26 protein-coding genes are annotated in these 22,458 nt (G+C 54.3%); 9 read left to right on the plus strand and 17 right to left on the minus strand.

The annotated features are described in order from the left end of the window. Positions 1-859 precede the first annotated feature (859 nt). A complete protein-coding gene (locus N2600_RS04060; protein WP_260298079.1) occupies positions 860-1,132 on the minus strand; it encodes a hypothetical protein in 273 nt (90 codons plus the stop codon). Between the two features lie 224 nt (positions 1,133-1,356). Here N2600_RS04060 and N2600_RS04065 point away from each other — a divergent pair, with 224 nt between their 5' ends. Next, positions 1,357-2,130 (plus strand): SOS response-associated peptidase family protein, encoded by a 774-nt coding sequence (locus N2600_RS04065; RefSeq protein WP_260298080.1) that lies wholly within the window; start codon positions 1,357-1,359, stop codon positions 2,128-2,130. A gap of 388 nt (positions 2,131-2,518) precedes the next feature. Here the strand turns inward: N2600_RS04065 and N2600_RS04070 are convergent, their stop codons facing one another. Further along, a complete protein-coding gene (locus N2600_RS04070; protein WP_260298081.1) occupies positions 2,519-3,298 on the minus strand; it encodes a class I SAM-dependent methyltransferase in 780 nt (259 codons plus the stop codon). Between the two features lie 170 nt (positions 3,299-3,468). Between N2600_RS04070 and N2600_RS04075 the strand changes: the two genes are divergently transcribed. Then, a complete protein-coding gene (locus N2600_RS04075) occupies positions 3,469-3,870 on the plus strand; it encodes a hypothetical protein (protein WP_260298082.1) in 402 nt (133 codons plus the stop codon). A 96-nt stretch (positions 3,871-3,966) separates the two neighbouring features. Here the strand turns inward: N2600_RS04075 and N2600_RS04080 are convergent, their stop codons facing one another. The 3 genes from N2600_RS04080 to N2600_RS04090 all read right to left on the minus strand — a co-directional run bounded on the left by N2600_RS04080 (position 3,967) and on the right by N2600_RS04090 (position 5,591). Beyond that, on the minus strand, positions 3,967-4,341 hold the full coding sequence (locus tag N2600_RS04080; RefSeq protein ID WP_130658127.1) for a hypothetical protein: 375 nt from the start codon (positions 4,339-4,341) through the stop codon (positions 3,967-3,969). Between the two features lie 85 nt (positions 4,342-4,426). Further along, on the minus strand, positions 4,427-5,167 hold the full coding sequence (locus N2600_RS04085) for a hypothetical protein (protein ID WP_260298083.1): 741 nt from the start codon (positions 5,165-5,167) through the stop codon (positions 4,427-4,429). A 157-nt stretch (positions 5,168-5,324) separates the two neighbouring features. After that, positions 5,325-5,591 (minus strand): DUF982 domain-containing protein, encoded by a 267-nt coding sequence (locus N2600_RS04090; RefSeq protein WP_260298084.1) that lies wholly within the window; start codon positions 5,589-5,591, stop codon positions 5,325-5,327. A 621-nt stretch (positions 5,592-6,212) separates the two neighbouring features. Between N2600_RS04090 and N2600_RS04095 the strand changes: the two genes are divergently transcribed. Beyond that, positions 6,213-7,283, plus strand: coding sequence for a competence protein CoiA (locus N2600_RS04095; protein ID WP_260298086.1), 1,071 nt, complete (start codon positions 6,213-6,215; stop codon positions 7,281-7,283). On the opposite strand, the gene N2600_RS34580 is transcribed toward N2600_RS04095, so the two are convergent. The 3 genes from N2600_RS34580 to N2600_RS04105 all read right to left on the minus strand — a co-directional run bounded on the left by N2600_RS34580 (position 7,272) and on the right by N2600_RS04105 (position 10,306). Beyond that, positions 7,272-7,484 (minus strand): HNH endonuclease, encoded by a 213-nt coding sequence (locus tag N2600_RS34580; RefSeq protein WP_445944934.1) that lies wholly within the window; start codon positions 7,482-7,484, stop codon positions 7,272-7,274. The two genes, N2600_RS04095 and N2600_RS34580, sit on opposite strands and share 12 nt — an antisense overlap. Before the next feature lie 90 nt (positions 7,485-7,574). Then, positions 7,575-9,176, minus strand: a complete 1,602-nt coding sequence (locus N2600_RS04100; RefSeq protein WP_260298088.1) for a right-handed parallel beta-helix repeat-containing protein — start codon at positions 9,174-9,176, stop codon at positions 7,575-7,577. A gap of 26 nt (positions 9,177-9,202) precedes the next feature. Continuing rightward, complete coding sequence (locus tag N2600_RS04105) at positions 9,203-10,306, minus strand: endonuclease/exonuclease/phosphatase family protein (RefSeq protein ID WP_260298089.1); 1,104 nt, start codon at positions 10,304-10,306, stop codon at positions 9,203-9,205. A 216-nt stretch (positions 10,307-10,522) separates the two neighbouring features. Here N2600_RS04105 and N2600_RS04110 point away from each other — a divergent pair, with 216 nt between their 5' ends. Then, on the plus strand, positions 10,523-10,789 hold the full coding sequence (locus tag N2600_RS04110) for a DUF982 domain-containing protein (protein ID WP_260298090.1): 267 nt from the start codon (positions 10,523-10,525) through the stop codon (positions 10,787-10,789). A 541-nt stretch (positions 10,790-11,330) separates the two neighbouring features. Here the strand turns inward: N2600_RS04110 and N2600_RS04115 are convergent. After that, positions 11,331-11,708 carry a VOC family protein gene (locus N2600_RS04115; protein ID WP_260298091.1) on the minus strand — a complete coding sequence of 126 codons (378 nt, stop codon included), beginning with the start codon at positions 11,706-11,708 and terminating at the stop codon, positions 11,331-11,333. A gap of 41 nt (positions 11,709-11,749) precedes the next feature. Continuing rightward, complete coding sequence (locus N2600_RS04120) at positions 11,750-12,130, minus strand: GNAT family N-acetyltransferase (protein ID WP_260298092.1); 381 nt, start codon at positions 12,128-12,130, stop codon at positions 11,750-11,752. A gap of 332 nt (positions 12,131-12,462) precedes the next feature. Here N2600_RS04120 and N2600_RS04125 point away from each other — a divergent pair, with 332 nt between their 5' ends. Beyond that, positions 12,463-12,777, plus strand: coding sequence for a hypothetical protein (locus tag N2600_RS04125; RefSeq protein ID WP_260298093.1), 315 nt, complete (start codon positions 12,463-12,465; stop codon positions 12,775-12,777). Between the two features lie 30 nt (positions 12,778-12,807). Here the strand turns inward: N2600_RS04125 and N2600_RS04130 are convergent, their stop codons facing one another. Next, positions 12,808-13,101, minus strand: coding sequence for a hypothetical protein (locus N2600_RS04130; protein WP_260298094.1), 294 nt, complete (start codon positions 13,099-13,101; stop codon positions 12,808-12,810). 33 nt (positions 13,102-13,134) lie between these two features. Continuing rightward, entirely contained in the window at positions 13,135-13,701 is a 567-nt protein-coding gene (locus N2600_RS04135) for an AAA family ATPase (protein ID WP_260298096.1), read from the minus strand. A 202-nt stretch (positions 13,702-13,903) separates the two neighbouring features. Between N2600_RS04135 and N2600_RS04140 the strand changes: the two genes are divergently transcribed. The 4 genes from N2600_RS04140 to N2600_RS04150 all read left to right on the plus strand — a co-directional run bounded on the left by N2600_RS04140 (position 13,904) and on the right by N2600_RS04150 (position 16,391). After that, entirely contained in the window at positions 13,904-14,308 is a 405-nt protein-coding gene (locus N2600_RS04140) for a cytidine deaminase family protein (protein WP_260298098.1), read from the plus strand. A gap of 646 nt (positions 14,309-14,954) precedes the next feature. After that, positions 14,955-15,383 (plus strand): DUF4304 domain-containing protein, encoded by a 429-nt coding sequence (locus tag N2600_RS34585; RefSeq protein ID WP_445944935.1) that lies wholly within the window; start codon positions 14,955-14,957, stop codon positions 15,381-15,383. 102 nt (positions 15,384-15,485) lie between these two features. Beyond that, a complete protein-coding gene (locus N2600_RS04145; protein ID WP_260298099.1) occupies positions 15,486-15,980 on the plus strand; it encodes a hypothetical protein in 495 nt (164 codons plus the stop codon). 222 nt (positions 15,981-16,202) lie between these two features. Beyond that, positions 16,203-16,391: a hypothetical protein gene (locus tag N2600_RS04150; protein WP_260298100.1), complete on the plus strand. Its 189-nt coding sequence runs from the start codon at positions 16,203-16,205 to the stop codon at positions 16,389-16,391. Between the two features lie 108 nt (positions 16,392-16,499). On the opposite strand, the gene N2600_RS04155 is transcribed toward N2600_RS04150, so the two are convergent. The 5 genes from N2600_RS04155 to N2600_RS04175 all read right to left on the minus strand — a co-directional run bounded on the left by N2600_RS04155 (position 16,500) and on the right by N2600_RS04175 (position 22,436). Next, positions 16,500-18,245 (minus strand): adenylate/guanylate cyclase domain-containing protein, encoded by a 1,746-nt coding sequence (locus N2600_RS04155; protein ID WP_260298101.1) that lies wholly within the window; start codon positions 18,243-18,245, stop codon positions 16,500-16,502. A gap of 379 nt (positions 18,246-18,624) precedes the next feature. Continuing rightward, on the minus strand, positions 18,625-19,014 hold the full coding sequence (locus N2600_RS04160; RefSeq protein WP_260298102.1) for a nuclear transport factor 2 family protein: 390 nt from the start codon (positions 19,012-19,014) through the stop codon (positions 18,625-18,627). Positions 19,015-20,196: 1,182 nt separating this feature from the next. Continuing rightward, entirely contained in the window at positions 20,197-20,772 is a 576-nt protein-coding gene (locus tag N2600_RS04165) for a nucleotidyltransferase family protein (protein ID WP_260298105.1), read from the minus strand. 59 nt (positions 20,773-20,831) lie between these two features. Further along, positions 20,832-21,659, minus strand: coding sequence for a nucleotidyltransferase domain-containing protein (locus N2600_RS04170; protein WP_260298106.1), 828 nt, complete (start codon positions 21,657-21,659; stop codon positions 20,832-20,834). Between the two features lie 318 nt (positions 21,660-21,977). Beyond that, positions 21,978-22,436: a GNAT family N-acetyltransferase gene (locus tag N2600_RS04175; RefSeq protein WP_260298107.1), complete on the minus strand. Its 459-nt coding sequence runs from the start codon at positions 22,434-22,436 to the stop codon at positions 21,978-21,980. Between the last annotated feature and the right edge of the window lie 22 nt (positions 22,437-22,458).

Raw genomic sequence — 22,458 nt, forward strand, 5'->3', positions numbered from 1 at the left:
AAGATCGATTGAATGGCTGAAGGGGGCAAGACAGCTCGATGGTCGTTCCCCGGGGAGCGTCGAGGAGCACGGGCTTTGGCATACCGTGGTTCCGATAGGCAGCTTGCAGATGACCTATTGGTATAAATTCGGTCCCGGGGAGGATGTCGTGATCGAATGTTATGCCCCATTCCACAGATGTGAGGGAAATGTCGACTTGAAGGATTTGCGAATGTACGCGCGGCTGAGCTTCGATAAGGATGCCATTCCTCAGCACCAAGTCATTGTCGAGGGACTTCGCACCCTTCTATCCCGGTGGCGGACGTCGAGCTGATCAGGGAAAGGACGGAGTGATATTCGATAGCTTTACCGGGATTGATCCTGTTGAAGAGTCCGTCGGAATGTTGCGGTAAAGCGCTCCATAACAGAGGTTCGATGCCCACACTTGATCGAGAAATAAGACTTCGACTTAGCGTGCAACGCGCGTTGCTTGGGGCAGTCTCATCAGCAGTAGCCGCTGTTACGTGCGGCTGGAATGGCAACGAGATTGTCCTCGAATTCTTGGTTGACCCGGACTTCAACGATGAAGATCGAGAGCGTATGGAAGTCGTCGCATCTGAGGTCGTCGCGGACTTCGGCGATGAAACGATAAGGACGGTCTTTACGTCACTTCCTTCAGATGGGCCGAAGGCTCCTGTCGCCAAGAGATGGTGGGCTTACAAGCGGTTTCCGCCAAACGCCTAAGTTGAGCAAAAACCGGAGTGGCCCTCACGGGTGGCGATGATAGGGACTCTCGGCCGACAGTTTGACGCCCTGTCCGAAAGGGATGGCTGCTATCAGTGAGAAGGGCGTGCGATCAATGTGCAATCCAGGGCGCATACTAGGCATTCTTACGTGGAGAATGCGCTAGCCATTCAAAACTGGTGATCGCTTCACTCTCGGCTAAGTCAGCGCTTCCGAATAGTCCGAAATTGCCATATATGGGTTTCCACCCTTCTGCGACGATCTCCCCTTCGAACACGTCTTGATACCATTCTTCCGGTCGAAGGACGTACACGGCATCAGATCGCTGGACGATCCAAACACGCTTTAGGCCGTCGTTGGCCTCAAGAACCTTGACGGTCTCTTCTGCATTGGTGAGATCGGTTCGCATTCTTCTTTTGTGCTCCAATAACGGCATCACGTCTACCAACTGCCACCATGAGGGGCAACGTCGCCGTTATTAGACAAAAACGCTCGAAGGTGACGGTGTCCATCGGACTTCTTGGCCGGGGCCTTAAGCATCGCAGCCCACCAATATCGTGTGCTGGGTAATATTTGACGTCCTGATCGGAACGATTAGGCTATCAACCAAGCGAAATGGAGGTAGTCGCGATCATGTGCAATCTTTACCGCATGGAGGATAAGGACTGGGTCAGCAAATGGGCATTGGACGCCGAGAGCCTGATTAACTTGATGCCCGCCTACCAGATGAATCCGGATCAAGCTGGACCAATCGTTCGCAATACGGCGGACGGCCGGAAGCAGTTTGTGCATGCGCGGTGGGGCCTTCCTTCGCCATTTTTCGTGATCAAGCAGGCGGCCGAGGCTCGGGCAGAGAAGTTGCGGCAGAAGGGCAAGCCCGTCGACATGGACATGCTCATCCGGATGGAGCCGGACAAGGGCGTCACCAACGTCCGGAACCTCAATGTTGCCCACTGGAAGAAATGGTTCGGTGTGCAGAGCCGTTGCATCGTGCCGGTAACCAGCTTTGCCGAACCTGACCCCGCCAGCAAACAGGACGGTGGAAGCACGCCGAATGCGTGGTTCGCTCGCGACGAAAGCAAGCCGCTTATGTTCTTCGCGGGCGTGCACGTTCCGCAGTGGCAGAGCGTTCGGAAGGTCAAAGACGGCTTGACCACAGATGATCTCTACGGATTTTTGACGACCGATCCCAACGACATCGTCAAACCGATTCACCCAAAGGCAATGCCGGTCCTCTTGCTGACGCAGGAAGAGGCGGATGTATGGATGCGTGCACCCTGGGAGGAGGCGAAGGCGCTCGCCCGGCCGCTTCCGAACGACCAGATCGTGGTGACGTCACGGGAACGCTATGGTTCGACCATCGTGACCTCGTCCGGGGAGCCGGTGTCCCAGCCAACGCTGCTCTAAGCGATGCTCGCTTCGAGATGTGCATGGACGAGGTAGCTGCTGTCCTTTGTGGTCATTTGATGCGTAAAGCTGGACGTTCTATTTATTGAAGTTATGACGCAGCGAGAGAAACCGGCGCTATTTTATCTGATCGTCCTTTTCTTTTTCTGCGATGGCCTGATTTGGGCACATCTATGCCTGACGGCTGCGTTCAGGCGCTTTCGCCTTATGTCACGACGGTGGTTCAAAAAGCAGGTGTTTCCCGGCATTCGAGAAGAGGGCGGAGAGGCGACGTAGATGTTAGCGCGACCGCAAACGTTGGGTTGGCGCGATTTTACGATCCGCCGAGCAAAATGGGATTACTCGATCAATGGCAGGAATCGCTAGGCTCGACTGAACGGAACAGCGTCTAGGAGATGTGCTCAACACGACGGGCAACGTAAAGATGAGTTTCGTAATCCACGTCGAACTCTCCCTCTTGACCGTCTATCGCTTTCGCAATTTCGACGAGCAATTCTTCGCATACTGCTGGAGTGAGCATCCGAACATCTGATCGCGTGCGTAGAAAATTTATATAGCTCGATGTTGTGTGCCGCCACACCCACGAATAGCACCGATGCTCAACTGGACCGAACAATTTCGGCTCGTCAAACCAGCCTTTGAATGGGCCACTCGGTAGGTACCCCGCTTCAGGTGGTGTTCCCCAGGCACCTGTGTGACGCAGGAATATTCCTTTGAACTGTTCAACTAAGGATGTGGGTAGTCCTACAGGGACATGTCCGAAGACGGCTAATGACCCATCTGGCGAAAGCACTTCGGCGGCCTTTGCGAACCGCACTTCCGGGGAAACCCAGTGCCACGACTGTGCGGCAATAATCAGCTGGAAGACGGCCTTGTCGGAAGGCCACGCCTCGAATGTCGCCTCGACCAGTTCAACATTGGTAAAATTCGCCAAGGTCTCACGTGCAGCGCGGACCATTTCTGGTCCGGGATCAAGTGCAAGAATCTGCAAATCACGGGTCGCGAAACTCTTCGTTGCCTGACCTGTTCCGCAGCCGACTTCGAGAACGGTGTCGTTTGGTTTCAACTCAGCGCATGTGACAATATCGTCGATGAGAGCTTCGGGATAGTCGGGGCGGGAGGTCTTGTACACGCTCGCGACCTGATCGAATGTAAAGCGCTGTTCCATGAATAGCCCCGTTTGGCCATGGCAGGATACCATGAATTCCAATGAAGGACCGCATATTACAATGTCGCAAAACCTGACCCGCGAGATCGATGAGTGCGAAAGAGGTTTCATGAAGGTGTTTCCAGGAAGATAGGCTACGTTCCGCCGAACGAATGGGAATTATTCGATCAATGACAGCGATCATTACGCTCGACGACAACAACTCAGTTCACGCGTCCAACTTGGGAGTGGCAGGAGCCCTGGAGCAAATAGGGTTGGCAATTTCAGACGTCGACCCTCGTCTTGCCCGCTGGCTAATTGATAAGTCGAATCGATCGGGCTTTACCATGGAGTTTGATCTCCGTGGCCTGAGTGATGACCGCCGCGCTGCATTTTGGCTAGGCGTTGACCGTGCGAACGAGAAATTCCGTGATATCGGCCCGGACGTTGGTCCTTCGGTCTATGTGATTCGCTTGTTTCACGAAAAGCGCGACCTTCATGGCAAGGCTGTCGACAAGCAGGTTTCGCCAATCGATCTCGACGATATTTGGTTCGACGACAACACAAACACGGCCGGACCAACCGCATTGTAGCCGCCCGCCCTGCGATTTGCGGCAGCTACATTGGTCCGAGGCGGGCCGGTCACATCAGGGCGCAGAAAGTTGCTTCCTCATTGGGCTGCGGAGCAATTAAAACCAAACGCCCGCTTGAGGGTCAAACATCCAACATTTCCCGACAAGACGACTTACCTCGGGCTGCACAAAAAGGACGAGGTTTGTCATCAGGCCGGGGTCATTCTTCATATCCCATGACAGTTCGATACGCTGATTGCAGCGTTCAATTTCGCTGCTGTCTTTGTGAGGGAAAAATTCCGCAATCTCTTGGGATTCAATGAGAACATGGCTCTCGCTGCTCAATTCAACATCGAGTGTTGGAGTCCCGAATTTCAAGTGGTCGGGAGCAACCTGCCGAAGAGGTTCGCTGTACCGGGTTAGCGCCGTCTGCAGATCGTTCAAATCGTGAAGGCCATCGCGGAAAAGGATTAGCAAAGAGAGACGTTGCATTCAGGAACCTCAAATATTTGTCATTTCCAACAAGCCGAAACGAGAAGCCGTCAGTGCGGCGCGTCATGGAAGCCTCCTCGGCTTGCTATGAAGCCGGGCGGGAAAAGCGGGTAGGGGGCAGTTGGAGATTTTCGCGACGTTGCGAAACAAGGATGTGGATAAATGCGCCCGCAAAGACCAACAGGAGCAACCAGAGCGCGGTCGTGAGGGTGATGAAGTGCGTCCCGATGCGGACGTAGAGATAATGTTCGGGAAACATAATAGCGCTCAGCGGGCTGATCAACCTAAGTCCGCCAATCCACGCAAGTGTCACAAAAAGCGGGATGCACACGACGACACCGATGATCGCAGACAAAGCCGCGCTAACCTGGGCCATCGTCCAACTCCTTCGCGGTGGTTCACTTCCGTTCTCGTCGGAGCCTTTCCAGAACGAGAGGAAGGCAACGAAGGCAAAGAGGAAGATCAGCGTTACCGGCCATTGGAACGACAGAATTCCCAACGAAAAGCCTACGGCCCAAAAATTCAGGCCTGCCATCAGAACGTCGCGAGCGGCAAGCAGCCAGAAAAGCGATGCGACGACCCACCAAGAACTCAATCCAGCGCGTCTGCAGCGAGCAGATATGACGGTCAGCATTGCGATGCCGTATATGAGCACACCGAGCGTCCGACCATACAACCCGAGAACGAGCCCGACTGCTCCACAGGTATCCGGAGCACAGTGGATCGCACGTGCGACGGCAAACAACAGAAATGGGAAGCCAAGGATAAATGTGATCATCGCCACCGTGAGTATGCTGGCGTAGGTGGCAAACTGTCTGCGCGGCATGGGAGCGCTCTCCTGTTCCAAGCAAACATAACGCGAGTGAATTAAACTATTGAAAAAGCGAAGTCTTCACATTTAGGATAACGGTTGGGATAGTATTCACCATGCTGATTGCGGCGATATCGACCGTATGATCTCAGCCAGCCGCTTTCCCGCCTTATCATTGGTGGACGACAGTCAGAGCCGCGATCCCCGCTTCATCGGCCGCACGCAAAAGCGCTTCCCTGAATTGTTCCGGAGCGATCTGTCCGCTAATGGCATCGACACAGGCTTTTACGGCGGCGACATATTCCTCGCCGTCATCGGATGGCCAGTCCTTGATGAGGATATGCGCTCCGTCGCCGAGCGTACATACGATCCTGTGCGTTGCCCGACCGCGCAGAGCCACTCCGACCGGCGCGAATGCCGACGATGTATTCCAGTTCATTGTCCTCGACCCCTCAAGGCACGGATACTGCGGTCCCCAAGCGCAATATACGCGTGCATCTTAAATCTGGATTGAAAAATATGACGGATACTTGCTTTGATGCACGGCTGCCGCAAGCAAGGAAAGGGCGCTCTACAACCTCATGTCGGAGCGCCCTGAGCTGCCGTCGGCCCGTGTTGCGATGAGGGATGACGGCAGCAATCCGAGATGACGAGATTCGGATCAGATTGCAACTCCGGCATCACAATCGCGTCGTCTTTTTGAAGGCGCGGCCATTGTTGGGCGACAACCCTCGGCCACATGCCCAGCAGACCGGACTCGTTTCGTAAATTCGGCATTTACCAGGTTTTAAACCGGGGCCAGCCCCATCTTGGAAGCAGTGGTTGTTTTGCGTACAATCAAATTACTAACAAGGGTTGCGCTGGGTGCTCTTCACTACGATTGGATTTCTCCTTGCTCAAATTGCGCTGATCGCAGGGGCTTTAGTCCTTCGCGACCGTGAGCATCTATGGGTCCTTGGCCTGATGTTCGGCTGGTATTGCTTCGCAATGGTCGCCCTCATCGCCGCTATTTGGGTGCACTATAAAAGGGCACACTCACCGTAAACCGCGAGAGATTCCAATGTCCCTGCGATGCGTTGATGATACTGATGTCGATCTCTATGCCTTCGATTTGTCTCCGGAGGCATGGCAGGCGCTGATGGAGCGAAACCGCAAATGCCGTTCGCTTCGCATGCCTTGCTGTTCGGCAGAGGTCAATTTGCGGAGGTCACATCGGGGAACGCCGCATTTCGTGCACAAAGTGGTTGGTGATTGCGCGACAGCGCCGGAAACGGAAGCTCACCTTCGACTGAAACGTATCGCCGTCGAGGTTGCTCGCCAGCACGGATGGGACGCGAAGACCGAGGTTGCAGGGGCTAATCCGGCCGGTGAAGCATGGATAGCTGACGTGTTGGCGCGAAAGAACAACGCCAGAGTCGCAATCGAAATCCAATGGTCAACCCAAACCAGCGACGAAACGATGAGAAGGCAGGAACGATACCGCCAATCCGGAATCCGCTGCCTTTGGTTGCTTAAGCAGCCGGGCTTTCCAAGGACTGAAGCTCTGCCCGCCGCACAGATTGTTGAACACGATGGGACCTATTTCGCCCGGGTGGCTTGTTCCCAGGAGATGCCTGTCGAGGCGTTGCTGGACGCAATATTTGGCCGCCGGTTCCGGTTTGGAATACCTTCACAGGGCAGGGCGGTTGCTCATATCCGGGTTGGGGAGATCGAGTGCTGGAAGAGGCAATGCCGTGCGAGGACGAAAATAGTCACGGGAGTTGACGTGGTGTTCGGTCCCCATACGAACAGCTTCTCGGTCCCGCAATTGGGTGAGTACCCGGCGCTCTTTGATGAGGTGTTCAGCCGCCTGCCTTGGGACTCAAAAATGGGCCGCCTGAAGAAGCGGTTCAGCAAGACCCAAGACCGACAGTACATGAGCAACGGGTGCTGCCGATGCGACAGCATTGTTGGGGAATTTTTTGAAATCGAGGCCCGACATACCGAGGAAACCGTAAGTTCGTTTCCAATTCAGATAACCCCGGACTGGAAGCAGGCAATCGAAGAGGAGATCGGAGATCAACCTGAATGGGCTGTTTATTCGCCCAGCGACCTTGGCATGAAAGAGAACCACCTCGACTTATCGCAATAGGTCTGCCTCGGACCCCTGATGCCTTAAACGGACAGGATGCCACCTACCTTTTTCGATCCTGGATCGAACAAAGCAGGCATAGGAAGCTGCATCTTTCGGCCGCGTCTTCCGATGACGAGTTCTGTTGCAGTAATGACAGGCGGCAACGATGTTCTCCTCGGTGTCGCGGCCTCCATCACATCGAGCCTTTAGCCGCAGCAATCGGAAGTGACTTGGGCGGCTCCTTCGCGCTTGCCTGCGAAAGAAAAGCGGTTACCGCCAGCGCGACGACGAGCAGGAAATTAAACCGTTTCACGAGACCTCGCTACGTGCGTGTCGGCCTGGCCAGTACGACCAGAACAGCGGGTCTTCCATCCTGATGAGATTGTTTCTCTGCCAAGCACCTATCTGATGCGTGGTGCCATCGACTGCCGTCGCCGTCGTGCCATCGGGCCGAAGCACGGTGAGATCAACGGCGTCGATCCAGCTATCAGTCATCAACCCCCGTGGAAGCCCCGGCACCTTATTTGCGAAGTTGGGGGATTGGCCTTTGGCGTCAGGGCCGATTGGGAAACCCGCGTCCCGCAATATGCCGGGAAATGATGGATGATTGATCACGTCGCCATCGAAGCTGATCCCAAGGTGCTGCCATGCCCTTGTGAAGTGTTCACCCTCAAATTTTAGGGTTTCTTCCTTCTGCGATCCGGCTGGAGCTGGATCGTTGAAATTCTTGCCAAATGGTGCCGTTACCGATGGGTCAGCTTCGTAGTAGTCGATAGCGTTGTTAAGGTGCACGAAATTGGAGAAGCGCATCTTCTTCGCTAGCGGTGCACGCAGAACCCAACTGTTATTGAAGAAGTAGTGGGGGCCGTCGGCGATGTGCTCAGTCGGGAATTTGAAGAACTGCCCCCTCGTGTGCGTGTCCTCGTCGGGGCCGGATTTTCGGAGATTCCATCCGACATTTCCGTAAACGTAGAAATAGCCGGATCGCGCCATTTGCATCGAGAACGGAATATAACAGTCGACGATCATATTGTGGCGGATCGTCCAATTCCAGGCAAAGTGCTCGGGCTCGACAGCATTATCGCGAATGCGGATGAACCAGTTGCCTTCGATCAGGACATTGCGAGAACAGCTTTCGACAATCGACTCTGCGACTTGGTTGAAGAAGTGAATGCCGTTGAATGCGTCAGCGATGATGTTGTTTTTGATGACGACATAGCCCGCAATACTCCAGGCACGGAAGAAGTCGCCATCGTATGCTCGCGCGTCGTCCTCGATGCTAACTGATTTTCCGGTCTCCGGCCGCTCGCCATGCACCTGAATCCAATCTACGTCTTGCCAAAGCTTCGATGGGGTGCCGTCAAGCTCCTTCTCGACAGTCCGTCCGTCGCGGATCGCCTTGCATATTTCTCGTCCATTTCCGCTGGGATCCTGCACCCAATCGCAATCGATAACCAAGATATGCCGTGTGGTGGTGCCGGTCGCACCGATTGCAAAGGTGCCGCCGGTAATCTTGAGGTCCCGCAACGTGATGTGCTGGCAATTTTCGAGGTAGACCGCCGTTGGCCAACAGCCTTCGAAGTCCAACTTCTCTATGGTGATCCACTGGCAATTCTTCAGGACCAGGGCTGCGTTGTCAGCAAGGTAGTAGAGACCCGGAAAGCGCCCTCCGGCCTCCTGAGCGGCGGCCAACTCGTTGCCAGTCTTCTTGTACTCGTCAAACGTCAATCCAGCCCCGATCACCGCGCCGGAACCGAAGACGGTGATCGGATCGGCTTCGCTCCCGACGAGCGATGACAGAATGATAGGCTGCTTGTATGCACCGGTCGTCAGCCGGAGCTGATCTCCAGGCGAGAGCTGTCGAACTTTCCTATGCACGTTGTCTGGACGTGCATCGCGCATGCGTCCCATGCCGATATCTCCGTTAGAACGAGCGATTAGGGACCCGTGGTCCAGACGGTGAAGATCGGGAAATGATCGGAGCCAAATGTGTCGGGTGCCACTTTGGGCGCAGCGAACGAGCCAGCCTGGGCGACAGGGGCGGTCATGTGGTCAATCGCCTTGTCGGCAAATTCGACGTCCCTGAAAGTCCGACCCAGGTCTTTTGTCAGCATCGTCCATTTCTGGCTACCCGACAGGGGCACCGTCATAATGGCGAAGGTGTCATCGAACCCGTCACCTGTGCACGCGCTGGCAGGAAGGGGAGCCTTCGCGCAGGTGAAGGCTGCAAGCTGGCAGTCATCGAAGGACTGTCCGAATTTGCCTGGCTCGAAGGACGTGTTCCAGTCCCCAGCAATCAGAACCGTGCGGCCATCAGCGACAGCTTGGTCGGCGACTATTTTGGTTGCCGCTATTACTCGTTCGCGCTTGAAGGCGTTGTCCTTGTCCGCCTTCGCCTTCACGTCTGAACCGTTGTCCAGAATGCTTTGGAGGGCAGGGACCGGAGGCAGGCCGAGCTTTTTCAAGCCCTTGATTGCATCGTCCGCAGCAAAGCAGGCGTCATTAGAGTTCGATTTCAGATGAACTGGGAAAACGGTCAGGCCATTGGCCAGATCGACACGAAGCGTTCCACGATCAGTTGCCGCCAAACCCATCATATCGATGCCTTTCAGCGGCATCTCTGTGACCGGTATCGAGCTGTCGCCATCTGGCTTGGCGTTGGTGAGAACCTGGTGGGTATGTCCTTCCGGCTTCGGATCGAACTCGATCACGGATGTGATCGGTATCTTCGAGAGGACGCCGACTTCCAAGCTTGCATGGATTTCGTCGCCTTGGACTTGACCATCGGACATCGTCGCAAAATAGGTCTGCCAGCCGATTGCGTCGGCGATTGCCTTGATATCGGGTCGTCCGGTCAGTTCGATCAGCACGATCACGTCAGGCGATAAGGTGTCGACCATCTTCTTATAGTCGGACGCTCGCGCGAGAACCTTCTCGTAAGGCGAAGCGGCGATGTTCCAGGAAACTATCTTAACGTCCGCCGCCCAGGAGTTGGTCGCGAGCAAAACTGAAGAAAGAAGCAGCGCACGCAGGCGGTTCATTTCGATAACCCCCTCAAGTCGGCGAAATGCAATGCTATGTAAGTCTCGCGATGATGAGGGGACAATACCCGGTTAACTAGAAAATTCAAGAGATATTCTACTGAGGCTAGGTCTTTACGAAACAATCAGCGGTCACAGAATCTTCAATTTCGAATATTAGCAAACCTGATTATAGTTTGACCGAACATGGCAATATTCGTTCCTTGAGGGGTCGCAATGTGTTGGAACACGTCGTCGGCGTTTACGCCGGTTGGGCTAGCTTTGCGCGGTACGAGAACGCGCAGAATCGTGCGGACGCTCGGCGATGCAGCGCAAATTCTGATCAGGGACTGGCCATGCGACGACGGCGAGGAATATGTGGCCGCCGTAAAAGCCTGTGTCGACGCCATTAGCGGACAGATTGCTCCGGAACAATTCCGGGAAGCGCTTTTGCGTGCGGCCGATGAGGCGGGTATTGCTGCTTTGACAGTCGTTCGGCGATAACAACGGATTGGCCGACTCGCTGTCGTACTGCTCGTTGGAGTTCTCATGGGGATCAGGGAGGCGAGACCAGGAGTTTGAAAAGCTTGATCTAACGGTCCAAATCATGAGCAGCACAAGTATGCACGATCCGATACAAAGTCCGCCGAGAGTCGCTGTCCGGGTCGCAATCAACCTTCTCTACTTTAGCCTGTGATCCTAACAGACGCGTCGGGGGTCAGACCCACACGCTCCGTCTTCAGAAGTGAGCGGGCGCAAAATATCCGGGAGCATCCGGTTTGGTCAGTCAAGCTGGCCTTAAAGCACTTTCCGTGTGCGAACCAGACTTGCCATTTGCCCTCTGGGGTCTCAGCGGTAATCCGGATAGGATCAGCGTCCGTCGGTTCGGTGCCTTCCGAGCAGAAGCAGCATGGTCCCCATTCGACATTCATAGGACTGTCAGGCATTCTGCGGCCTCTTGTGAAAAACGCTGTTAAGCTATCATACGTCGGGACGCTTTCCGCACAATCGCGTCAAAGGCTCGTCTAGCCCGGCGTCACAGGCATCAGTTCGTTTTACGGCTGGTCACTCTCACATAGTAACCGTCAGGGTCGACAAGGCGAAAGTCACGAAGCCCCCAAGGCTGCAGAGCAAGATCGGAGACTGGCCATCCGCTCTCTTTTGCCGCTCGATAGGCATCCTCGACGTCAGCGACCTTCAAGACGATCTCGACGCCGAGGCCAGCTCTTTGGCCGGATGCGATCAGAAGCGGATGATCGGTCGAAAGGACGCTACGCGAATTGATCGCGACCACCGCGTCACCGTTTTCCAACATCGTGTATTCGGTGCTTGCCGAGCCCTGGACTTCAAAACCCAGAACCCGCCGATAGAAATCAATCGATTTTTCAGGGCTCTCGACAAATAGCTCCAAGCTCAGTTGCAACTGGGGGCTCCTTTTCTTTTCTCTCGGAATTGGCGGAAGACTTACAGTGATCGCTCGAAAAGTAGCTCACCATCCTTTTCACCGACATGTTCCCAACCAGCCGCTCGATAGAATTTCTCGGCCCGGGTGTTTGGATCAGTGGTGAGCCAGGCGCGTCCAACGTCGGCAGATTTGAGGCAGGCGCAGGCTTCGGCAAGGAGGGTCGAGCCGATCCCTTGTCTTTCAAATCCGGGAGCGACAAAGAGCGCCCAAATGTTTCCGGTGCGCGGGTCAGCCGCAGAAAAACCGACCACATTACCGTTCACCTCCCAAACGGCAACTCCTGGATTGGCTACAAACCAGTTGTAATCATCATCGGTAACCCTTGTGGAGTCGCCCAACACGTTTTCGACAACTGACGAACGGACAGATTTCAGCGCCAAGAGGTCACTCGGAACCGCTTTTCGGAGCATGCAATGATCTCTCGATAGCTTGCGAAGACTTGCACAATGGCTCTTTGTGGCCTTTGATTCAATGTCCGCGCTCCGTGCGAAGCGGCGCGATCCCATGAGTGCCGGATATTGGCTGGACCCGCGCGGATCGGGCTAGGCCCGCATAACCAAATGATGCCGCCGAATATCACGACGAGAAAGCATGGATGATTTTCTGGGCGAACTTGATCATCGCAAAAGTTGAAGCTACTGCCTAAAGCAGAGACTTCGGACAACAAGGCCAATTAATGCGACGGTATTTCCTAAGTTTAGTCCAATTATTGATGAAACAAGAGCAGATATATGGAGTTTCTGCGTTAATTGTCGGGCTTTTTCTGTCGGTGTTGGCGTGGATTCCCTTTGTGGCTATTGCAGCAACATTGTCTTTCGAATTTGAGATAGGCGGAGAACTGGCAATGGTCTGTGTTTTGATGCTGTTTTCTCCTGCGGTTATTTTATTTTATGTTTCATTTGCTTTGTTGGCTGATGAGGTTTTTGGGTATTTAACGGGACGAGCCGTGTTTGGAATGCAACCTGGTTCTCTCAAGGGCAAAATACGGCAGATAGTAGGGGCCGCAACCAGCAACCCGCCGCGTTGAAGAGATATAAGGAGATGGTCGCCGCCCAGTTCAGGTGTCCCGAACCTTCGATGACTGAGCTTTTAAGGTCTTGATGAAATCAGCGACTAGATCGATTGAAGTCGCGTCGGTAACGAGCCCTCCCAAATGGTTTGCAATTTCCTCGCATTCGTTTTGAGAGAGGGAACGGAGAGTCGATTTGACTACGTTGTAGTCGGGGGTCCCGCGAGAAGCGAAGGAGCGGTTGATGACGAAACACTCCGTTTTTCCGTCAAGTCGTTCAACAGACAGGGCAAGCGAGCCACCGTCAGGTGCGACGGCGTAGTCAACGATCAATGTGAACACGGCGACTCCGATCAGTTCTAGTCTCTTCTTCCATCAGAACGCATACCTTGGGGAGCGACTACCGCCGAGATTTTTGGCCCATTCTGCAATTTTAGTCGCCGCTTCTGCCGGAGACAAATCCGTAACATCAAGCCGCAGCAGATTGGGCTCGTCGATGCCTGCAAGGACTTTACCGTGGGCGTGGTTTCTCCTCGCCATTTCAGCATTGCGTGGCTTCCTTTTTGCGGCTCGTCCGGCCGCCTCGATGCGGCGGATGTTCTCTTCAAGATCGCAGTGGATGTGCACGACCAACAACGGACCTCGCTCATCACCGAGGCGTACAATCCGTTTCCACTCGGCATCTCCCCAGTCGCTGGTTCCGGCAAGCACCGTCGTTAACACGACCGGAATTTCGGACGGGAGCTTCAAAATTAGGTCGTGTGCGACGCTTTCGATCTTCTCAACTGCTTCGATGAACTCTGGCGATTTGAACTCTGCCAAAGCAAAAGCGACATTGTAGACGCTATGAATGTCCAGCAGGCGACCGGAGATTTGGGAGATCAGTTCTTCGCCGATTGTGAGCTTTCCCACTCCAGGATAGCCGTTCAAGACGATGATCAAAAGATGCTCCTTCTGGTGGAGTTCACACCCAAATAATCGCTACCCGTCGGGTGTCGATCTGGCAACCACCTTTGCGTAAGTGCCGCTCGCATCAGAGACGCAGTGCCTGAATCAACGCGGCTCCGTCTAGCCTGGGCAGAAACATGCGCCCATTCATCCAGAGGGACTGTGGTGAATTGGGTCCAGATGCTAACCTGGCCACATGAAGCACAAAGACCTGATCGAGCAAGCTGCAGGGCTAATCAGACCTTATCAGACAACAAGCGGTCGCTTGTTTGGCGACGTCGCTGCCGTGGTGATATCCAGCACAGGAAACCGATATGTGGGCGTCTGTGTGGACACCCCCAGTTGGGGGCTGTGCGCCGAAAGAAGTGCAATGGCCGCGATGATCACACATGGCGAGTACCGCCTTCGGAAGCTGGTGGCGGTTTGGCGCAATGACCAAACGGGGCAACTTCACGTCCTGCCGCCTTGTGGCGTCTGCCGCGAATTCATGCGCCAGGTCGATGAAGGAAATCTCGATGCAGAAATCGTCCTTGATGGCGAACGGACCAAGACGCTCCGCGAGTTGATCCCAGAGTGCGAGTGGCCGGGACCTGTTGCCTAAGGAAGGCGAGGGCGCGATCACCTTCAACACCGACGGCCCCGGGCTTCCCGCCACCTCAACGCGGCAAATAGCTCTTTGACCCCTCATCGGTGATGCAATAATGGCCACCTCGCGGGCCGGTGCAATATGAGCCAGTCCGACATGAACAGCTGGTCGAGTTAGTCGGCTTCATCTCAACTACGCCGGACCCCAGGAGGCCGAGGCCACCCATCTCCATTTCGCAGGATTTCTTGCTTCCGCTCACCGATCCGTCACGGCAGATGAAGGTCGATCCCTGACAATGATCGATGCCACCCTTCTTGCCGCTGCATGGCGTGTTGGTTGCGAATGCGGAAGACGACAATATGCAACTGGCGGCAAACGCCGCAATTATCAGTGTCCGGAAAAGAAATGCCGGTAGTTCCTTTGGCATGTTGGTCGCCGCAAATTTTGATCAGCGACTATACTCCGCTACACGTAAAAGACGAGTTACCGGTGACGGCGACATTGCAACGTGCGCTCCCCAGGGGTAGCAGCGCGAGTGATGGCCAGCATTGCCCACTTACGGTTAGCACTGCTAAGAACGGCGATTGCCTGTCAGTGAATCGCAACTGTTGCCGCTTTTTCGGTAGGGGCTGCGTTACCCATCGGCTTAAAAGGTGTCGAAATGGCCTCTCGCCAGGAAATCAACGCGGCTATCAAGTCGGATGTCCTTTCAAAATTAAGAAATCTGGGATTCAGCGGGTCGTTTCCTCATCTCCGCAGAATTGGTGATGAGGTGGTCGATCTGGTCACATTTCAGTTTGATCGACACGGAGGGGCATTGACGATTGAGATAGCAAAATGTTCGCTTTCAGGTATCGACGGTCCGCTCGGACACACACCGGCAAAAAATGCCACGGCTCACCATAGACACCCAATCTACAGAAAGCGGCTCGGGGATCACTCGCGTTCACCCGGGGGCAGCGATAACTGGTTTAGCTATGCTGACCGGGGCCCGGCTTCCGTTGCCGACGCTATCCTCACCCGTTTGTTGGATGATAGCATTTGGAACGACGTTTCTCCCGACGGATCGGAAACGCCATATCGGAAATAGGTTACGGACCCAGTGCGCCTCAGCTTTTTTGCTCTAATTCTCCCATTGATTTCGACTGTCGCATTACCTTGCGCTGCACAAGAAGATCGTAGGTCTTTCGGCTTGCTCGACAGTCTTCCAGGCGAAGACCCTTCGTGTGATTTGGTAAACCGTTCCTATGAGCGCACCTTTGGACGCAATTACTCGGCCCGCACCTATGGCGTTCAACCGACGGGCGATTACGAACTAATCGAAACCGAAATCTTTGTTGGCGATTTAGCTTATGATCGACAGGGGCTTGGTAGGTGGCATTTGCGGCACCGTGAGCTACGCAAGACCGTCGACGGAATCGGGGCTGTTTTCCGACATTGCTCGAACGCTTCCGACAGCCTCTATGGCGCAGTGCCGGTGAAGGCTTTTCAGGTTGACTGGGCAAGAAACGGATATAATGCCACATCGGAAGTCGTGATTGCCACAACAACTGCGAAGTTCGTCAAAATCACAAGTCATTTCGTCGGAAAATCGCCTTCTGGCTTCACCGCAATGACGGTATTAATTGAGACGAAAGGAGATCGGATCAAAGCGCCCTCTGACGCAATCGATCTTCGCAACGAGTAGGCCTCGCGAGAGCAACGATCTCCTGCCTGAACCAAGTCGGTTCTCCGGTTTGGGCCGACAGCGGCCGGAATGAGCCATGAGGCGACATTCTGACGACTGACGAGGGGCTTCATCATGGACAGCGGGGATAACTCGGAAAAGTGATCAAACCCGCAGCGGAGGCGATGACCATTTGCCATTTTGCGACGATACTTCTGCTTCGATTCACAAGGAGCCGACACAATGATCAAATTGACCGGAGCCCAGGTGTTTCAGCGTTTTGAAGCCGCGCTTGCGACATTGGGCGACGAGGATTGCGATGACGCGCAGGCTGATCTGAGGATGAAGAACGTGAGGAATTTGGTTAAGTGGGCAAGCGAAGATTCAGCGGTCAATCTCCACGACGTAGCTAATGATGTGGTGGCTAACTGACATCCGCGATGGGCCGCCTAGCTTTAATCTGACGAGGTTGCACGGCATTCTGGAGCAAGTACCACAAGGTTCCATTGAACCGACTGAGCTATTCATTCCGTAGTATCCCTAAGGGACATTGCGAGAAACAAACATGCCAGCTTTTTGAAAGCCATCCATCCAAAGGTCGCCATCTTCCGGCAAAGCGCATATCCTTATAGTATTGCGGGCATAGACAATGGCGTCGAAAGTGTCCGGCTTCTGCCGAGCGATTACTGCAGCTTCTTCTACCCTACCAAGCTGGGCGAGACAGGCCGCCTGGTTCAATCTGAAAAAGTATGGCGGGTTGATGAGGGTACCGTATGCTGCCAGTGCCGAGTCGAATCTACGCGCCAGATAGTAGCAGTCCCCGAGACTGGAAACGAACGCCGGAGGCAGGAGCGGCTCGAACTTGCAACCCCGTTCGACAAGAGCCAACCCTTCCTCGTGTCTGCCCGCATAGGCAATGATCATGCCTCGTGCGACAAGGACGTTTATGTCATGTGGGCTGATGGCAATCGCAATACCAGAATAGCGAATGGCATCGTCAATTTTCCCGACCAGCAAAAAGCATGCAGCGACGCTAGTAAGGACAAAGGGATCGGTCTTGTCGGCCGCGATTGCACGTGCGGCGAAATGCTGGCACTCATTCTCAAGTTCGACGTCTGTCGCTGCGTTCGGCTCACTGAACCTCCAATATGCATATAGTAACCCCAGCGAAGCGAGAGCGGGCGCGTATGTCGGATCGATACGGATCGCGTCGTGCATGTGTTCGCGGGCACCCCTTTCGTCACCATTGCGCCAAGCCGCCCCAGCTCGGAGCCATGAGGTATAGGCGGAGATACTCGTCGTGGAAGTCCTTCCACGCACGACACCAGCGACCTCTTGAAGGTTGAAAAACAAGCGACCAATAATCGCCTCGACGATTTGATCCTGGACAGCGAAAATTTCCGCCATCTCGCGATCAAATCTCTCGGCGAAGACGTGAGCGCCGGTCTGTGCGTCGATCAGTTGAACTGAAGCACGCAGGTGCTGGTCAGCTAACCGAATACTACCTTCGAGCACGAAATCCGCGCCGAGCTGCCTGCCGACCTCTGCCACGTTCACCGATTGGCCCTTGTAGCTGAACGTGGTGTTTCTGGCTACGACGGATAGATTCTTGAACCGGCTCAGCTCCGTTATGATGTCCTCGGTAACGCCATCAGCAAAGTATTCCTGATCTGCGTTTCCCGACATATTTGTAAGGGGTAGAACGGCGACGGTGGTATATTCCTTGCTGGGGAAAACCGCAGTGGAGGGTAATGCACGAGCCGTCATCATCCCAAAGGTCCTTACTGGCGCAGCGATGTTCTTGAGCTGCACGAGTCCCAAGTCCTTCATTCTGATGGAAATTTTGCCTTGTACCTCATTGTGGACCTTTTCGGACATGCAGATGCCGCCCGGCTCGGCCAGTGTCTCCAATCGGGCCGCGATGTTCACCCCTTCTCCATAGATATCTGATCCTTCCCCGATCACATCGCCTATATTGATGCCGATTCGCAGGATGATCTGGCGGGGGGCTGGTATGCCGACATTCGCCTCCGTCATCTTCAGCTGAAGCTGGAGCGCGGCCTCGACGGCGTTTATTGCGCTGGGGAATTCAAGCAGCACCCCGTCACCCATCAATTTGACAATGCGCCCGCCATGGGCACTCACCACTGGTTCGAGCACATGCCTTCGTCGTTCCTTCAGTGCCTCAAAAGTCCCGACCTCATCGGCTTCCATCATTCGAGAATAACCAACCACATCGGCGACAAGGATTGCAGCAAGGCGGCGGTGTATTGGTTTCTCGGCCACGCTCCGACCTCTCCTCTGTGTGAGACCGCTGTGTTGGGAAATCGAACCTGTGACACATTATCGGATTGTTGCTTTCAACAAAATCTTCTTGTGGCAACTGCCCAATAATGCCGAGGTCCGTAGCTTCTGATGGAAAGCTCGGATTGCTTTTCTTGCATGCGCTTCCGTCGGCACTCCGTCCATGGTTCTTGCGCGTTGAAGGTAGCCGAGATTGCCTCGGATAGGGTTGCCGCACTTCTTGCTCCCTCGCGACCGGCGGCCATGGGCAGAAAGATCATGTCGCGCCCCCTTGTTGAGGAGCGTTGCGGTCACCTGATACTCACCCAACTGGCGCTCCTCGGCTGTCGTATGGCGCTGAGTACCGGTTCGGTTGTTGCCATCATACCTCGGGGATGATTGTTCCCTGATGAAATATCATCTGCCAACGGCTATCGAAAAGCTTATAGATCGAGCTTCGCAAGGTTTGGCGGTTCGCTCCGGGCTCGGTCGATGCGCGGATGCTTTTGTACGTGACCAAAACCACGTCGTCGCACAGTCTTCTGACGGAGAAGTCAGACACCTGCGGCGGCGTAGTTGATTCTGAGACAGCCTCTTCTGCAAGAGCCCTGATCGTGATTGTTTTGTTGTAAACGCGACCGGAACTTCCGAACTCAATGAACTCGTCAGCCAGCAAGTCACTGACCGATCGAGGCGACGATCTGACTTCAGGACGGTGGAGACTGATCTCCAGGGCGAGAAACAGCGCGGCATCAGGTTCATCGACCGACATATAAGCTCCGGACGTCATTGCGGCTCCGCCATATTATTGTGAATGTGCGATAGTTCAATGTCCGGGACTGGCGAAGGGCGGACCCAGACGGGCTACGGCCAAAGGATCGCTCACTGGATTACCGAGATATCCAGACTTGAAGAGGGCCAAGTTTTGCCAACCCCATCCCTTCACAACCTAGATCGTCCCTAGACCAGCATACGATAGGTAGTCCGTGTGAAGCCGATCCCGCAGCGTTCAGCACTCCCATCTGCGCGAATGACTGGCTTTTGAGGGAGAACCAATTTGATACCCCAAGCGAAAATCCGGTGTCAAAGCTGATGAAGCCAGATTCAATTGCGCTTATCTCACCCTTGAACCAAAAGTAATTCTATGATCCTCAAGTAAGGTGCTGGGGAAAATGGTGCCGCCCTGAGAACCCCAAGCTCTTTCCCATAAATGCAACTCGGCTGGAGAGGTTACGGTCTTCCAGTCGGCAGTCTCTCCGCCGGAAACCGTGCCACCGTACCAATGCCCAGCTAGTATCCGTTCGAAACCCTGCTGGGAAAGAGTCAAAGCTCCGAAGCTATCCTTGATCCCCCACTTTCGAGGCTGATTGGCTTCACGAACTTTGTGAGCGAGTTCAACAACTTCGTTCTGAACACCTTTTTCGCGAGTTATGATGTTCGGATAATACGGCGGCGAAATAGCTAAATTCGCCCATGCCCTCGAAGACCTCGTTTCGTTCGATCCATGTGCAGAGCAGACCCTGCTGCACCACGCGATATCGTCTTCCACGGCGATATAAAGCCGAGATAGCGTATTAACGGCTTATTATCGGCAAAGGCCGAGTGCTTCTATTTCGGAGGTCCCGTTTATGCGATCTGAGCCAAATCAGAAAACGGGCCATGATGCGGCGTTAGCGCCATGGCGTGAGCAATAGCGGCAGATATTCAGGCGCATAAATCGTCAACACGATTCCGAACAGTGCAAGCATTGTCTTGTCGGTGATACCGAATTCCAAGCGTTTTGCGAACGACCATTTCAATCTCATAACCACCTCATGAACCGCCTCGTTCCTTTGTAGACCGGGTCCGGAGGTTTGGCATTCTCGCATCTCGCAAAGCGGAGACCATCCTTTTGAGGAGGCTTGATGATAAACAACATCATTGCCCGATAAGCAGGCGACGGCACCAGTAGGAGTCAAGCAACCACGGACAGCCACGGCCACCTGGATATGTAGGCCTGACATTTTTTCCCGAAGAGGTCGAACTGGGGGTTCTTCGGATTCATCCGCAGGGTCCCATTCCACATGTCGCAGAACCCGTCGGGGGCGTAGACCGCGCCATTCGCGATACCGATCCCGACCCGAGTGCAGGAGATTAGGTATCGGTCAATTCCATCTTCAACTCGTGTCAGCGCCGGGCAATCAACACCGAATTTCTGCGGGTACCAGAGGTGAACACGGGCCTGGTTCCTGATTTCAACTTTGTCCGCCCGATCGCCAAGCATCTCTCTCGCTTTTTGTATTACAGCGTCTTCTGCTTCCCACGACAGGTCATTGGCATCGAAATAGAAAACGTCATAGTCTTTGATAGCCCACTCTGGCTCGTTCCCGCTTTTAAGATTCCACACGGTTTGAAATAAACAGCCTGCGGTCAGGGTGCCCTGGGGCAGTTCCAAATCTGGAAGAACTTCCAATAGCCAACGGTTTGTTTCGTTTCTCTTTATCTGTTCGACAAACTGTTGTTCCGAAGAGGCAGGTACGAATTGATCCATGCGCTTTGTTTCCGGTCGACGGAGCTTTGCGACAAGCATCTGAAGCGTTTTCGCTACCATCAGTCCGTCACAGAGTTTCGCGATAGCGAATACCAGTCGGGTGACGGGCCTAAGCTGGTCGCCAGAAACCGCAGCGTAGCCTTCTCGAAATTGTCCGGCCAAGGAAGATTGAGCTTCGCCGCCAAGTCATAAGCCCGTGGCAGGAAATGCCGAGCAATATCGAAATTGGCGTCTATGACTTCTTCTCTATTTGCCTTGGGGAACGGCAGAGACAACAGCAGGTCCATATCGGCTTCAGGGAGCACCTTGCTTAAGTGCAGCGCTCCGCCACGATCAGGGACATTCACCTCTTCCAGCATCAAGTTCATAAAATGGTCCCGTAGCATGCCGATTCCGGTGACAGCTGTAAGATACTCACCCCTGCCGACGACGACCCGAAGCAGGCCAAGGACGCGAATAAATTCATTGATCAGGTATTTTACCTTGGCGGGATCGGGGCCTTTTGCGGGCAGGGCTTCTGGCAAAACGTTGTAAAAGCCGTCTCTGTCAATCAGAGGCTTTACCGTGTCCTGGGCGCGATCAATGAAGGCCGAAGGCGGCATAATAGACAGATCGCACCGCAGCCAGTCCTCAGTGATCGCATTTAGCAGAACATGCCCTTGCCCACGCTGATTCCAGAAAACAACAGGCGAGATACCCTCCAAGAGACTGCGCCACGTGGCAATCGCTTCATCTTGGTGGTCGGGCTCGACAAGCGCGATCAGATCAACGTCGCTGTGGCTATCGGGCGTGCCTCGACCAAAACTACCACCAAGGAAAAGACCCCGAACTGTCGTCTCATCGCTAAGCTTCGCAGCTACGAGTTTTATGAACTCTGTTTGGTCCATCCCGCCGTCTCTTCGTAAAACTCCAGATAAAGCAACCTGGTTTTCTCGACTTATCGCGTTGCAAACTGAACTGTATCTTTAAACGCCTGCCGAAGCGAAGTCCGCTCTTCCGGGGCAGATGTGGGCTCGTTCCCGTTGAATACCTGACCGTGCTCGGCCATCCCGTCCAAAAGGAAAAGGACTTTAAAGCCTGAAGCATGTCGCAGCCAAGCCGACACGTATTCGGTTGAGCCACCATAGGCCCGCATTTCATGGCCGTCCGTTTGCTCCGACGAAATCCGCTTCATCTCTCTAACTGCAAACGGCTAACGCGAAGCTTTAGAACTCAAAGGCCAACACGCTTAACCTATGCTGGCCAACATCACGCTCCAAAACGCTACAGCCAAAAGCGGTGTAAAACGCTTCCAACTCTTGATGGCAGCATATGTACGAGACTCGATAGCCTAGTTCGGTGGCAATTTTTGCTGCTTCTTGGACCAGTGACTTTCCCACACCGCGCTTGCGTTTGGTCTCCTCCACCCAAACAGCCGCTATCCATGGCCTGTATTGCTGCCGCTCCTCCAAATCGCAATCGATGAGGAAGGCTGATCCGAGATAGCCGCTTTCGTCATGAGCAACGACCGCCGTCGGGAGAGAGCGATCATCGACCATTTCGGTCAGATGATGCGTAACGTCGGAAAGATGAAGACCCGCGTCTTTCCACCACGCATTCCATATTCGATCAGCAATAATTGGACCGAGATTTTGATGGTCCCGATAGTCCGCAACCTGATGCATATAACACTCCTCCTGCAGGGGA

Origin of the sequence: Rhizobium sp. WSM1274, from assembly GCF_025200775.1 — a bacterium.
GTDB lineage: Bacteria > Pseudomonadota > Alphaproteobacteria > Rhizobiales > Rhizobiaceae > Rhizobium > Rhizobium leguminosarum_I.